The following is a 13031-nucleotide window of genomic DNA, read 5'->3' on the forward strand; positions in this document are numbered from 1 at the left end:
CCGGGTCGCAGGGCAGGGGGCGGGACCAGGACTGGGAGGGCGTGAGCGGGGTCGGGCGCGGCGGCCCGGGTCACGGGTGTTGGGGGCCGCAGGCGGGACGGGACCGCGGAGAGCGCGAGCGGGTCGGGGAAGCGCGGGTGGGTCAGGTCGGGCGGCGGGCGTAGTCGCCCAGGCCGCGGTCGACCAGGGCGAAGGCGTGGGCCGCGCGGGCCGCGGCGTCGGCGGCGACCGCGTCGACGCTCTCACCGGCGTCGATGCGCCGGTGGTGCTCCTCGACCAGGGCGTTGCGGGCCGCGGTGAGGGTGGCGGCGGCGATCAGGGCCTGGACGGCGTCGCCGGTCTCCTCGGCGAGCAGGTCGGCGAGTTCGCGCGCGCCCTTCTCGGAGGACACGTAGGCGCGTTCCCTGAGCACGGGGGTGGTCATCATGACCCGGCGGATGCGGCGGCCGAACGGTTCGGCGTGCAGGCCGATCGAGGGGTCCCTGGCCGCGATCATCTCCAGGAAGTCGCGGCGCACGGCCTCCAGCGCGGACTCGCCGGGGAGCCGGTCGCGGACGGCGCGGGCGGCGTCCGCGAAGTGCTCCTCCATGGGCCGGAAGAGCAGGTCCTCCTTGGAGCCGAAGTAGTTGAAGACGGTCATCTTGGAGACCTCGGCGGCGTCCGCGATCTCCTGGACGGAGACCTCGTCGAAGCCGCGCTCGTCGAACAGCGCGAGGGCGGTGCGGTGGATCCGCCGTGCCGTCTCGGCCTTCTTGCGTGCGCGCAGTCCCGGCGCCCCGTCAGCCATGACGGCACCGTACCAAGCACGGCCCGGCCCACGGCCGATTCGTGTACCGAGATAAAATATTGACTCGGTACACGAATTTCCGGCACAGTGCTGCCCATGACCGAGACCCAGCGAAAAGTCGGCCTCCTCGTCTGTCTCGTGACGATCGTCCTGGCCATCCTCGACCTCCAGATCGTGTCCGCGGCCACCGTCCCGATCGTCCGCGACCTCGACCCCGGGCACGGCATCGCGTCGATCCCCTGGCTGGTCAGCGCCTACGCGCTGGCCTCCGCCGCGATGCTGCCGCTGTACGGCAAGCTCTGCGACGTCGTCGGCCCCCGGCGCGTCTTCACCGGCGCCGTCGCCGTCTTCCTGGTCGGCTCCGCGCTGTGCGGCGCCGCCCAGTCCATGGGGCAGCTCATCGCCGCCCGCGCGGTGCAGGGCCTCGGCGGCGGCGGACTGATGAGCGTGACGATGGTGGTCATCGCCCACCTCCGCGGCCCAGGCGACCAGGGCGGCGGCAAGGGCGCCACCGCGGGCGGCCTGGTCTCCGGCGCGGCGATGGCCGTCGGCCCCTGGGTGGGCGGGCTGCTCGCCGACCACGCGAGCTGGCGGTGGATCTTCTACGTCAACCTGCCGGTCGGACTCGCCGTCCTGGTCGGCTCCGCCGTCGCCCTGCGCCTGCCCGAACGGCACGTGCGCCGCCCGCTCGACTGGACGGGCGCCGCGCTCGCCGCCGTCTTCTCCAGCTCCCTGCTGCTGGTCACCGACTGGGGCGGCGACCGGTACGCCTGGTCCTCCCCCGTCGTCCTCGCCCTCGTCGCGACGACGGCGCTGGCGCTCGCCCTGTTCGTGCGGCGGCAGCTCTCCGCGCCCGAACCGGTGCTCCCGCTCTCCCTGTTCCGCATCCGCGAACTGCGCCTCGGCTTCGGCGTCCAGGCCGTCCTGGGCGCCGCGATGACCGGCGCCGTCTACTACACGCTGGTCTACCTCCAGGTGGTCCGCGGCATCGCCAGCTCCGCCGCCGCCCTCCACCTGGTGCCGATGGCGCTCGGACTCGCCGTGAGCGGCGCGCTGACCGGGCCGCTCGCCGCCCGCGGCTGGACCGCCCGCACCTCGGCGATCGCCGGGACCGCCACCGCCTCCGCCGCCTTCGCGCTGCTCGCCCTCACCACGGGGCCGGACACCTCGCTGTGGCTGATCCGCGCCGAACTCGCGCTGATGGGCGCCGGGTTCGGGCAGCTCCTGGGCCAGTTGGTGGTGCTCGTCCAGGACGCGGCACCGGCCGGGCGGCTCGGCGTCGCCACCACCTCCGTGCGGTACTTCCAGACCCTCGGCACCGCCCTGGGCACCGCCCTGTTCGGCACCGTCCTGACCCGGCTGTACGCCGAGCACGGCCCCGGCGGCGGTGTGACGGCGCTGTCCGGGCTGACCGGCGCCGCCCGCGCCGACGGGATGCGGGCCTTCGTCGACGCGACGGACGTGGTGTTCTGGAGCGGCGCCGCGCTGATGGCGCTGGCCACGGTCATGTCGCTGCGGCTGCCCAGGACCCCGGCCCGCGCACCCGGGCGCAGCGGCGACCCCGTCGCCGCGTGACGAGGGCCCCGCCGGACGTCCGGCGGGGCCCTCGTGCGGTACGGCTCAGGCCAGCAGCGCCGGGATGGTGCCCTCGTGCGCCGCGCGCAGCTCCGCGAGCGGCAGCTCGAACGCGCCCTGGAGCTCCACGGAGGTGCCGTCGACCACGCCGACGCGGGTGGCGGGCAGGCCCCGCGCGCCGCACATGTCGGTGAAGCGCAGCTCCTCGGAGCGCGGTACGGCGACCAGCGCGCGGCCCGCCGACTCCGAGAACAGCAGCGTGAACGCGTCCAGGCCGTCCGGGACGACGAGCCGGGCGCCCCTGTCGCCGAGCAGCGCCGACTCCACGACCGCCTGGATCAGGCCGCCGTCGGACAGGTCGTGCGCGGCGTCGACCATGCCGTCACGGGAGGCCGAGATGAGGATCTCGGCGAGCAGCCGCTCCCGCTCCAGGTCGACCTTCGGGGGCAGGCCGCCGAGGTGCCCGTGGACCACCTGCGACCAGGCGGAGCCGTCGAACTCCTCGCGGGTGTCGCCGAGGAGGTAGAGCAGCTGCCCGTCCTCCTGGAAGGCGACCGGGGTGCGCCGGGCCACGTCGTCGATGACGCCGAGGACCGCGACGACCGGCGTCGGGTGGATGGCCACCTCGCCGGTCTGGTTGTAGAGGGAGACGTTGCCGCCGGTGACCGGGGTGCCCAACTGCTGGCATCCGTCGGCCAGTCCGCGCACGGCCTCGGCGAACTGCCACATCACCGCGGGGTCCTCGGGGGAGCCGAAGTTGAGGCAGTCGGAGACGGCGAGCGGCTTCGCACCGGTCGTCGCGACGTTGCGGTAGGCCTCCGCGAGCGCCAACTGGGCGCCGGTGTACGGGTCGAGCTTGGCGAACCGGCCGTTGCCGTCGGTCGCGATGGCGACGCCGAGGCCGCTCTCCTCGTCGATCCGGATCATCCCGGAGTCCTCGGGCTGGGCGAGGACCGTGTTGCCCTGCACGAAGTGGTCGTACTGGGAGGTGATCCAGGACTTGGACGCCTGGTTGGGCGAGCCGACCAACCGGAGGACCTGCGCCCGCAGTTCGTCCGCGTCCGCGGGCCTGGCCAGCGCGGCGGCGGTGTCGGCCTGGAGGGCGTCCTGCCAGTCGGGGCGGGCGTAGGGGCGCTCGTAGACCGGGCCGTCGTGGGCGACCGTGCGCGGGTCGACGTCGACGATCTTGCCGCCGTGCCAGAAGATCTCCAGCCGGTCGCCGTCGGTGACCTCGCCGATGACGGTGGCGATGACGTCCCACTTCTCGCAGATCGCGAGGAAGCGGTCGACCTTGCCCGGCTCGACGACCGCGCACATCCGCTCCTGCGACTCGCTCATGAGGATCTCCTCGGGCGAGAGCGTGGAGTCGCGCAGCGGGACGTCGTCCAGGACGACCCGCATGCCGCCGGAGCCGTTGGACGCCAACTCGCTGGTGGCGCAGGAGAGTCCGGCCGCGCCGAGGTCCTGGATGCCGACGACCAGCTTCTCGGCGAACGCCTCCAGGGTGCACTCGATGAGGAGCTTCTCCTGGAAGGGGTCGCCGACCTGCACGGCCGGGCGCTTGGACGGCTTGGCGTCGTCGAAGGTCTCGGAGGCGAGGATGGAGGCGCCGCCGATGCCGTCGCCGCCGGTCCTGGCCCCGTACAGGATGACCTTGTTGCCGGCGCCCGACGCCTTCGCGAGGTGGATGTCCTCGTGCCGCATGACGCCGATGGCGCCCGCGTTGACCAGCGGGTTGCCCTGGTAGCAGGCGTCGAAGACGACCTCGCCGCCGATGTTGGGCAGGCCCAGGCAGTTGCCGTAGCCGCCGATGCCCGCGACCACGCCGGGCAGGACCCGCTTGGTGTCGGGGTGGTCGGCGGCGCCGAACCGCAGCGGGTCGACGACCGCGACCGGGCGGGCGCCCATCGCGATGATGTCGCGCACGATGCCGCCGACGCCGGTGGCCGCGCCCTGGTAGGGCTCGACGTACGACGGGTGGTTGTGCGACTCGACCTTGAAGGTGACCGCGTAGCCCTGGCCGACGTCGACCACACCGGCGTTCTCGCCGATGCCGACGAGGAGCGCGTCGGAGTGCGGGGCCTTCTCGCCGAACTGGCGCAGGTGGACCTTGGAGGACTTGTACGAGCAGTGCTCGGACCACATGACCGAGTACATGGCCAGCTCGGCGCCGGTCGGGCGGCGGCCGAGGATCTCCACGACGCGCTCGTACTCGTCCTTCTTCAGGCCGAGTTCGGCCCAGGGCAGCGCGACGTCAGGGGTTTCGGCCGCGTGCTCGACCGTGTCCAGAGGCGTCCGGCTCATGCGTTGACCAGCTTCTTGAGGATCGAGGTGAAGAACGGCAGGCCGTCGGTACGACCGGTACCGATCAGCGACTCCACGGCGTGCTCGGGGTGCGGCATGAGGCCGACGACGTTCCCGGCCTCGTTGGTGACCCCGGCGATGTCGCGCAGCGAGCCGTTCGGGTTGCCGTAGCCGTCCGCTTCGGGGCCGTCGACCAGGTAGCGGAAGACGACCCGCCCCTCGGCCTCCAGCTTCTCCAGCGTGTACGCGTCGGCGACGTACCGGCCGTCCATGTTCTTCAGCGGGATGTTGATCTCCTGACCGGCCGTGTAGTCACCGGTCCAGGCGGTGTCCGCGTTCTCCACCCGCAGCTTCTGGTCGCGGCAGATGAAGTGCAGGTGGTTGTTGCCGAGCATGGCGCCCGGCAGCAGGTGGGCCTCGGTGAGGACCTGGAATCCGTTGCAGATGCCGAGCACCGGCAGTCCGGCCTTCGCCTGCTCGATGACGGTCTCCATCACCGGCGAGAAACGCGAGATGGCGCCGGCCCGCAGATAGTCGCCGTAGGAGAACCCGCCGGGCAGCACCACGGCGTCGACCTGGTGGAGGTCCTTGTCCTTGTGCCACAGGGCGACCGGTTCGGCGCCCGCGAGACGGATCGCGCGCCGGGTGTCCCGGTCGTCGAGACTGCCCGGGAAAGTGACGACGCCAATACGAGCGGTCACTTCGCGGCCTCCGCGACTTCCGCCGCCTCTTCGACCTTGACCGTGAAGTCCTCGATCACCGTGTTGGCGAGGAAGGATTCCGCAAGATCGTGGATGCGGGCGAGCACGGCCTCGTCGACCGGCCCGTCAACTTCCAGTTCGAATCGCTTTCCCTGACGTACATCGGAGATGCCTTCGAAACCCAGCCGCGGCAGTGCGCGCTGCACCGCCTGGCCCTGGGGGTCGAGGATCTCCGGCTTGAGCATGACGTCGACTACGACGCGTGCCACTGGCACTCCCGGTGTTGTGGTGCTGAGCAGGTTCCTACAGGTGGCTTCAGACTACCCGTACAAAATTTCTACGCGGGTAGCGTTGGAGGAAGCTACGTGACGCCCGTCACGGACCGGCACACGGGTGTCCGTGGTCGAAAAGTTCCGGGAAAGATCCGAGATCGACACCCGATACCTATTGCGCTCGGACACGCGGGAGGATTTAGTCGAGCTTCACATTGCAATGCAAGGCACTGTACAAATGAATTCGGCAACGTGCCGTACGGAGGGACCGATATTCGTGGCGCAGAAGGTCGTGGTCACGCTCTCTGACGACATCGACGGCTCGGAAGCGGCGGAAACGATCGCCTTCGGACTCGACGGCAAGTCGTACGAGATCGACCTGAATCAAACCAATGCCAGGAAACTGCGCGAGGCGCTGGAGCCGTACGTCGAGGCCGGCCGCAAGAGATCGCGCTCCGGCAGGACCTACCGGCAGACGGAGGTCGCCCCCGACCCCGCCGCCGTCCGCGCCTGGGCCCAGGCCAACAAGATGGACGTCCCGGCCCGCGGCCGCATCCCCAAGAAGGTCTACGAGGCTTTCAGCGCGGCCCAGTGAACGCGGGACCGCGGAGGGGCCGACGACCGGTCATCGGCCCCTCGGGAGAACCGACTTGCGTTGCACCCCTCTGGGTCGGCTAGAGTCTGGAGCACGCCGAGGGGCGAGGCCGAAAGGCCCGGTCCGAGGAGTACATGCGGGTGTAGTTCAGTAGTAGAACATCCCCCTTCCAGGGGGAAGGCGCAGTGTGCAATTCCTGTCACCCGCTCTGCACCGCCGGTCCAGACCAGTCCACTGGTTCGGGTAGGCTGGTGCCCGCGCCGATCGGTGGGAGCCGGTCGGAGGCAATGCGGACGTAGCTCAGTTGGTAGAGCGCAACCTTGCCAAGGTTGAGGTCGCGAGTTCGAGCCTCGTCGTCCGCTCGTGAAGAAGGCCCCGGTCCATCGGACCGGGGCCTTCGCGTTGTACCGGACCGCTTCCCCCGTCCCTTCCGGCGCGCTTCTTCTGACATTTGTCATACCGACCGGTGACACCGCGCACTGCCGACGGGGCCCGGCCGGCGGAACGCTGAGTACATGGCAACCCACGACATCCACGAACACGAACACGTGATTGAGGTCACCGACCTCCACCGCGTCTACGGGGGCGGGTTCGAGGCCGTACGAGGAATCGGCTTCCAGGTCGGCCGCGGCGAGGTCTTCGCGCTCCTGGGCACCAACGGCGCGGGCAAGACCTCCACCGTCGAGGTGCTCGAAGGTCTCGCCCCGGCCAGCTCGGGACGGGTGCGGGTGCTCGGCCACGACCCCTACGCCGAGCGCGGCGCCGTCCGCCCGCGCACCGGCGTCATGCTCCAGGAGGGCGGCTTCCCGTCCGAGCTGACTGTCACCGAGACCGCCCGGATGTGGGCGGGCTGCGTGAGCGGCGCCCGGCCCGAGGCCGAGGTCCTCGACCAGGTCGGGCTCGGCGGCCGCGGCGCCGTCCGGGTCAAGCAGCTCTCCGGCGGCGAACGCCGCCGCCTCGACCTGGCGCTCGCCCTGCTCGGCGACCCGGAGGTCCTCTTCCTGGACGAGCCGACGACCGGCCTCGACGCCGAAGGACGCCGCGCCACCTGGGAGTTGGTGCGCGCCCTGCGCGCCACCGGCACCACCGTGCTGCTGACCACCCACTACCTCGAAGAGGCCGAGAACCTCGCCGACCGGCTCGCCATCATGCGCGAGGGCCGGATCGCCGTCACCGGAACCCCCGCCGACGTCACCGCGGCCCAGCCGTCCCGCATCTCCTTCCGGCTCCCCGACGGCTACCACCTCGGCGACCTGCCCCCGCTCGCCGCGCTCGGCGTCACCGGGCACGAGGTCGAGGGCAGGACCGTCCGGCTGCGCACCCGGGAGCTCCAGCGGGCCGCCACCGGACTGCTCACCTGGGCCGAGGGCGCCCGGGTCGAACTCGGCGGACTCGACGTGCGGTCCGCGTCACTGGAGGAGGCGTTCCTCGGGATCGCCCAGCAGCACAGGACGGACGGCGGGCTCGGCCCGGCCGCCCACGGAGCGAAGTCGGAGACAGCGGCATGAGCGACGTCATGGACACCGGCGCGGGCAGGACCGCGCGCGCCTCCGCCGGGCCCGCCGCCCGGTCCACCCCCGGCCGTCGGCTGCGCGCCCTGGCCCGCGCCGAGCTGACCCTGCTCGCGCGCAACCGCACCGCCGTCTTCACCGCGCTGCTGGTGCCGCTGGTGCTGCCGTTCAGCGTGCGCCCGGCCCTCGACCAGCTCGACCTGAAGGGCCAGGGGCTGAACGTCGGCACGGTGCTGCTGACCGCGGCGATCGGCTTCGCCTTCCTCTTCGCCGTCTACACCTCCCTGGTCAGCGCCTTCGTCTCGCGCCGGGAGGAACTCGTCCTCAAGCGGCTGCGCACCGGCGAGATCGGCGACCCCGAGATCCTGCTCGGCACCGCGCTGCCCTCCCTCTGCGTCGGCCTCGCGCAGTGCGTGATCGTCGCCGTCGGCTGCGGACTGCTGCTGGACACCGGGGCGCCGAAGGCTCCGCTGCTCGCGGTGGCGGGCGTGCTGCTCGGCCTGGTGCTGAGCGCGGCGCTGGCCGCCGTCACCGCCGGGATCACCAAGACCGTGGAGAGCGCCCAGGTCACCGCGTTGCCGCTGATGTTCGTGTCGATGCTCGGCTCGGGCATGGCGGTGCCGCTGGAGACGCTGCCCGACCGGCTCGCCGACGTCTGCCGCTTCCTGCCGCTCTCCCCCGCCGTCCGGCTGGTGCAGGGCGGCTGGACCGGGCAGCTCACCGGCGGCCAGGTGCTGGGCACCCTGGCGATCGCGCTGGCCTGGACCGCGGTGGCCGTGTTTGCTGTACAGCGGCGGTTCCGCTGGGAACCCCGGCACTGAGCCCGGGGACCCGGGCCGGGACCCGGCCACGGGAGCGGGTCCCCGGCCGGGAGCCGTCGAGGGTGAGAGAGAAGGGGAGCGACGGGATGATGCGCGGTCCCGAGGGCTGGTGGCGCCGCAAGAGCACGCCCGCGAAGTTCGAGACGTACACCCGGTGGTCGTTCCACTTCCTCGCCCTCATCGAGGTGCCGAGCATCGGCCTGGCCGCCGTCGGCGGGCTCGGCCCCGGCCTCGGCGCCCTGCTGCTGGCGCTGACGGTGGTGCACGCGGCGGTGTCCATGGTGACCGTGTCGCGGGGGCTGGACTGGACCCGGGGCAGGCGCCCGCAGCCCGTGCGGCTGCTGGGGGCGCTGGCCGCCGTCACCGCGGGCGCCGGACTCGCCGCGCTGCTGGTCGCCCGCGCCTGGCCGGACTCCGACCGCGTCGCGACCGCGGCCGGCATGGTCTTCGGCATCGTCATGGTGGTCGGCGCCGGGATCTCCGCGCTCGCCCTGCGCGGACTGCGCCCGCTGGGCGCCGTCGTCGCCGCGTACGGCCTCGCCGCCTGCGCCGCCAACCTCGCCCTCGGGGTGCCCTGGTCGGCGTCGCTGATCACCGCGGCCGGGGTGCTGGTCGGCGGCGGGTTCATCGCCTTCACCGCCTTCTTCTCGGTCTGGCTGCTCGACGCGGTGTACGCCCTCGACGAGGCCCGCGAGACCCGGGCCAGGCTCGCCGTCGCCGAGGAGCGGCTGCGGTTCGGGCGCGACCTGCACGACGTGATGGGCCGCAACCTCGCCGTCGTCGCCCTCAAGAGCGAACTCGCCGTCCAGCTCGCCCGGCGCGGGCGGGCCGAGGCCGTGGAGCAGATGATCGAGGTGCAGCGCATCGCGCGGGAGACGCAGCGGGAGGTCAGGGACGTCGTACGCGGCTACCGGGAGGCCGACCTCGGGGTCGAACTCGCCGGTGCGCGCGGGGTGTTGGCGGCGGCCGGGATCGCCTGCGAGGTGCGGGGCGAGGCGGTGGGGCTGCCGGACGAGGTGCAGTCGGCGCTCGGCTGGGTGGTCAGGGAGGCCACCACCAACGTGCTGCGGCACGGGAACGCGGGGCGGTGCGGAGTCCGCCTGGAGACGACGGAGGGACGGGTCGTGTTGACGGTCGAGAACGACGGCGCCGGTGACGTGCGCGGCGGCGGCGGATCGGGGCTGGCCGGGCTGCGCGAGCGGCTGGCCGAGGTGGGCGGCACGCTGGAGGCCGGACCGGCCGGCGGCGAGCTGTTCCGGCTGGTGGCCCGGGTCCCGCTGACCGCGGCGGAGGTCACCGCGTGAGTGTGCGGGTGCTGCTCGCCGACGACGAGCATCTGATCCGGGGCGCGCTGGCCGCGCTGCTGGCGCTGGAGGACGACCTCATCGTCGTCGCGGAGGCCGCCACCGGGCCCGAGGCGCTGGCCATGGCGCGGGCCCACGAACCGGACGTCGCGGTCCTCGATCTCCAGATGCCCGGCGCGGACGGTGTGAAGGTCGCCACATCCCTGCGGGGCGAGCTGCCCGGCTGCCGGGTCCTGATCGTCACCAGCCACGGCCGCCCCGGGCACCTCAAGAGGGCCCTCGCGGCCGGTGTGCGCGGGTTCGTCCCGAAGACGGTGAGCGCCCAGCGGCTCGCCGAGATCATCCGCACGGTGCACGCCGGAAACCGTTACGTCGACCCGGAGTTGGCCGCCGACGCGATCGCCTCCGGCGACTCCCCGCTGACCGCGCGGGAGGCCGAGGTGCTGGAACTCGCCGCCGACGGGGCGCCTGTGGCGGAGATCGCCGAACGGGCCGCGCTCTCCCAGGGGACCGTCCGCAACTACCTGTCGTCCGCCGCCGGCAAGCTCGGGGCGGAGAACCGGCACACGGCGGTGCGGCTCGCACGGGAGCGGGGTTGGGTATAGTTGCTCTCGCGCCACGGCGCACTGCGGACGTAGCTCAGTTGGTAGAGCGCAACCTTGCCAAGGTTGAGGTCGCGAGTTCGAGCCTCGTCGTCCGCTCCACACCGAAGGCCCCCGGGAGACCGGGGGCCTTCGCCGTCGCCGCCTACGACCAGGTGAGGCCGGTCAGCAGCTCGTACGCCTCGATGTACTTGGCGCGCGTGGCGTCCACGACCTCCTGCGGCAGCGCGGGCGGCGGGCGCTCGCTCGTGCGGTCCCAGCCGGAGGCGGGCGAGGTCAGCCAGTCCCGCACGAACTGCTTGTCGTACGACGGCTGCGCGCGTCCCGGCTGCCAGCGGTCGACCGGCCAGAAACGGGACGAGTCCGGAGTGAGCACCTCGTCGGCGACGACCAGCGTGCCGTCGTCGAAGCCGAACTCGAACTTGGTGTCCGCGAGGATGATCCCGCGCTCCCTGGCGATGTCCCGGGCGCGCGCGTAGACGGCCAGGGTCGTCTGCCGCAGCTCGGCCGCGGTCTCGGCGCCGACCTGGCGGGCCACCTCCTCGTACGACACGTTCTCGTCGTGCTCGCCGACGGCCGCCTTGGTCGCCGGGGTGAAGATCGGGGCGGGCAGCTCGGAGCCGTCGACCAGGCCCTCGGGCAGGGCGAGACCGCAGACGGTGCGCGAGGCGTCGTACTCGGCGAGGCCCGAGCCGGTGAGGTAGCCGCGGGCCACGCACTCCACCGGGACCATCTCCAGCGACTTGCACACCAGGGTCCGGCCGGCCCAGTCGGCGGGGGCGCCGGGCGGCAGGTCGGTGCTCAGGACGTGGTTCGGGACCAGGTCGGCGAGCTGGTCGAACCACCACAGCGACAGCCGGGTCAGCACCCGGCCCTTGTCGGGGATCTCGGTGGGCAGCACCCAGTCGTAGGCGGAGAGGCGGTCGCTGGCGACCATCACGAGGTCACCGGCGTCGTTGCGGTACAGCTCGCGCACCTTGCCGGTGTGCAGGTGCACCAGGCCCGGAACCTGGAGCGGCTCGGGCTTTTCGACGAATCCGGACACGGTTTCCTCCTGTGGTTCTGTCCAACTGGGTCGATTCTCCCGTACGCGGGGCGACGACGGAGCGGGGGGAGGGGGAAGGGGGGAGGGGGCCGGACCGAGGGGTCTGTCGGGTGCGCGGGGCTCAGTCGCGTTTGCAGATACGGTCCAGCAGGTTGGCGGTGGCGCGCTGCACGCGGGCGTCGACATGGCCGGGGCGGTCCAGGGACGGCGTCCAGGCGAAGGTGCCCGAGGCGAAGACGAGCGCGCCGGACGGGGCCCGGTACAGGGACGTGTCCTGGTGGCGGACGACGCCGTCGGGGTCGGTGTACGGGGAGTGCGCGAGCAGCACGCGGTCGTCGTGCTCCGGGAGCGCGGTGCGCGGGAAGTAGCGGTCGGCCTCGCCCGCGACCAGGCCCTCGATCGGGTCGCCCTCGTGCGCGCCGGTGGCCTCCCACAGCCAGTGGTCGGCGTTGCGGACGATCAGCGGGCTCGGCTCGGGCACCCGCCCGCCGTACTGGATGCCCATCACCTGCTGCTCGGGGCGGTCGACCTCGCGCCACAGCACGGGCTTGCCGGGGCCCCTGCGCTTGCGGCAGGTCAGCAACCGGTCCGGGGTCCCGGACGGGGAAGGTCCCAACTCCACTTGCCAGTAGAGGCTGTTGGCGGACAGGAAGACGAGCGACGTGCCCTGGTCGCGGGCCCGCTCCACGGTCCTGCGCATGGTGGCCGACCAGTACTCGTCGTGGCCGGGGAAGACCAGACCGCGGTAGCGGGCCGGATCGACGTGGCCCGCGTGCAGATCGCGGGCGTCGGCGTAGGCGAGGTCGTAGCCGTAGCGCTCGGCCCAGCGGATGAAGTCGTAGGCGTGGCCGACGTGCAGCGGCAGTCCGGCGCCCGCGTAGGGGCGGTCGAAGGAGACGGTGGTCGCCGCGTCCGCCTCGCCCAGCAGCCGTCCCCGCTCGTCCCAGGCGTGGTAGAAGCTCGCGCCGGTACGGCCGTCCTCCGGATAGAGGTTGTACGCCTGCCAGGTCACGTCCGGCAGCACGAGCAGCAGATCGGCGGGGTGCCTGTCGCGGACCGTGAAGGGGATGTGGGAGCGGTAGCCGTCGACGGTGGTGAGGACGGCGACGTAGGCGCCGATGCTCCAGTACGTGGGGATCTGCAACCGCCAGGAGAGCCACCAGTGGTGGCAGGAGACGGTGCGGTCGGCGGCGAGCGGCGTGGGCTGGACGATGCCGGAGAGCCGGGGGCTGGTGGTGATCTTCGCGGCGCCGTCGCCGCCGTAGTGGCCGACGCGGTAGATGTCGACGGCGAACTCCTGGGGCGGGTCGACCGTGATGTGGAAGTCGACGGCCTCGCCCGGGGTGATCTCGCTGGTGGAGATGAAGCCCTTGATCTGGCGGCCCACGTCGTCGGCGGCACGGGGGCCGGGGAAGCGCGCGGTGCCGCCGCGCGGGTGGCCGCCGCGCGGATGCTCGTCACGCGCGTGCCCGTCGCGCGGGTGCGGGGTGCCGGCCGGGTCGCCGGGGGCGGGC

At 72.6% G+C, this 13031-nt stretch carries 12 protein-coding genes and 3 tRNA genes; 9 read left to right on the top strand and 6 right to left on the bottom strand.

Annotated features, from left to right (window positions below; all coding sequences use genetic code 11):
* Nucleotides 1–142: 142 nt before the first annotated feature.
* Entirely contained in the window at nt 143–787 is a 645-nt protein-coding gene (locus GA0115242_RS07135) for a TetR/AcrR family transcriptional regulator (RefSeq protein ID WP_093825672.1), read from the bottom strand.
* 96 nt (nt 788–883) lie between these two features.
* Between GA0115242_RS07135 and GA0115242_RS07140 the strand changes: the two genes are divergently transcribed.
* Complete coding sequence (locus GA0115242_RS07140) at nt 884–2362, top strand: MFS transporter (protein WP_093825673.1); 1479 nt, start codon at nt 884–886, stop codon at nt 2360–2362.
* Nucleotides 2363–2407: 45 nt separating this feature from the next.
* On the opposite strand, the gene purL is transcribed toward GA0115242_RS07140, so the two are convergent.
* The 3 genes from purL to purS are packed head-to-tail and all read right to left on the bottom strand — an operon-like array spanning nt 2408 to nt 5636.
* Nucleotides 2408–4666 (bottom strand): phosphoribosylformylglycinamidine synthase subunit PurL, encoded by a 2259-nt coding sequence (gene purL, locus GA0115242_RS07145; protein WP_093825675.1) that lies wholly within the window; start codon nt 4664–4666, stop codon nt 2408–2410.
* Nucleotides 4663–5367, bottom strand: coding sequence for a phosphoribosylformylglycinamidine synthase subunit PurQ (gene purQ, locus GA0115242_RS07150; protein ID WP_093825676.1), 705 nt, complete (start codon nt 5365–5367; stop codon nt 4663–4665). The genes purL and purQ overlap by 4 nt, the downstream gene beginning before the upstream one ends.
* The gene (purS, locus tag GA0115242_RS07155; protein WP_093825677.1) at nt 5364–5636 is read right to left on the bottom strand and encodes a phosphoribosylformylglycinamidine synthase subunit PurS; all 273 of its coding nucleotides are present in this window, start codon (nt 5634–5636) and stop codon (nt 5364–5366) included. The genes purQ and purS overlap by 4 nt, the downstream gene beginning before the upstream one ends.
* 280 nt (nt 5637–5916) lie before the next feature.
* Between purS and GA0115242_RS07160 the strand changes: the two genes are divergently transcribed.
* The 8 genes from GA0115242_RS07160 (at nt 5917) to GA0115242_RS07195 (ending at nt 10574) form a co-directional block, all read left to right on the top strand.
* Entirely contained in the window at nt 5917–6234 is a 318-nt protein-coding gene (locus GA0115242_RS07160; RefSeq protein WP_093825679.1) for a histone-like nucleoid-structuring protein Lsr2, read from the top strand.
* Nucleotides 6235–6370: 136 nt separating this feature from the next.
* A tRNA-Gly gene (locus GA0115242_RS07165) sits at nt 6371–6442 on the top strand.
* A gap of 81 nt (nt 6443–6523) precedes the next feature.
* Nucleotides 6524–6596, top strand: a tRNA-Gly gene (locus tag GA0115242_RS07170).
* Nucleotides 6597–6749: 153 nt separating this feature from the next.
* Nucleotides 6750–7742: an ABC transporter ATP-binding protein gene (locus GA0115242_RS07175; protein WP_093825681.1), complete on the top strand. Its 993-nt coding sequence runs from the start codon at nt 6750–6752 to the stop codon at nt 7740–7742.
* Nucleotides 7739–8566, top strand: coding sequence for an ABC transporter permease (locus GA0115242_RS07180; RefSeq protein WP_237548908.1), 828 nt, complete (start codon nt 7739–7741; stop codon nt 8564–8566). Before GA0115242_RS07175 ends, GA0115242_RS07180 begins: the two co-directional genes overlap by 4 nt.
* Nucleotides 8567–8655: 89 nt before the next feature.
* A complete protein-coding gene (locus GA0115242_RS07185; RefSeq protein WP_093825689.1) occupies nt 8656–9870 on the top strand; it encodes a sensor histidine kinase in 1215 nt (404 codons plus the stop codon).
* The gene (locus tag GA0115242_RS07190) at nt 9867–10475 is read left to right on the top strand and encodes a response regulator transcription factor (RefSeq protein WP_093825683.1); all 609 of its coding nucleotides are present in this window, start codon (nt 9867–9869) and stop codon (nt 10473–10475) included. The genes GA0115242_RS07185 and GA0115242_RS07190 overlap by 4 nt, the downstream gene beginning before the upstream one ends.
* Before the next feature lie 23 nt (nt 10476–10498).
* A tRNA-Gly gene (locus tag GA0115242_RS07195) sits at nt 10499–10574 on the top strand.
* 43 nt (nt 10575–10617) lie between these two features.
* Here the strand turns inward: GA0115242_RS07195 and GA0115242_RS07200 are convergent.
* Complete coding sequence (locus GA0115242_RS07200) at nt 10618–11517, bottom strand: phosphoribosylaminoimidazolesuccinocarboxamide synthase (RefSeq protein WP_093825685.1); 900 nt, start codon at nt 11515–11517, stop codon at nt 10618–10620.
* Between the two features lie 121 nt (nt 11518–11638).
* Nucleotides 11639–13031, bottom strand: a 1393-nt coding sequence (locus tag GA0115242_RS07205; RefSeq protein WP_237548909.1) for a N,N-dimethylformamidase beta subunit family domain-containing protein, incomplete at its 5' end; no start/stop codon positions are given.

The organism is Streptomyces sp. SolWspMP-5a-2 (assembly GCF_900091845.1).
In the GTDB taxonomy this organism is placed as follows: domain Bacteria; phylum Actinomycetota; class Actinomycetes; order Streptomycetales; family Streptomycetaceae; genus Streptomyces; species Streptomyces doudnae.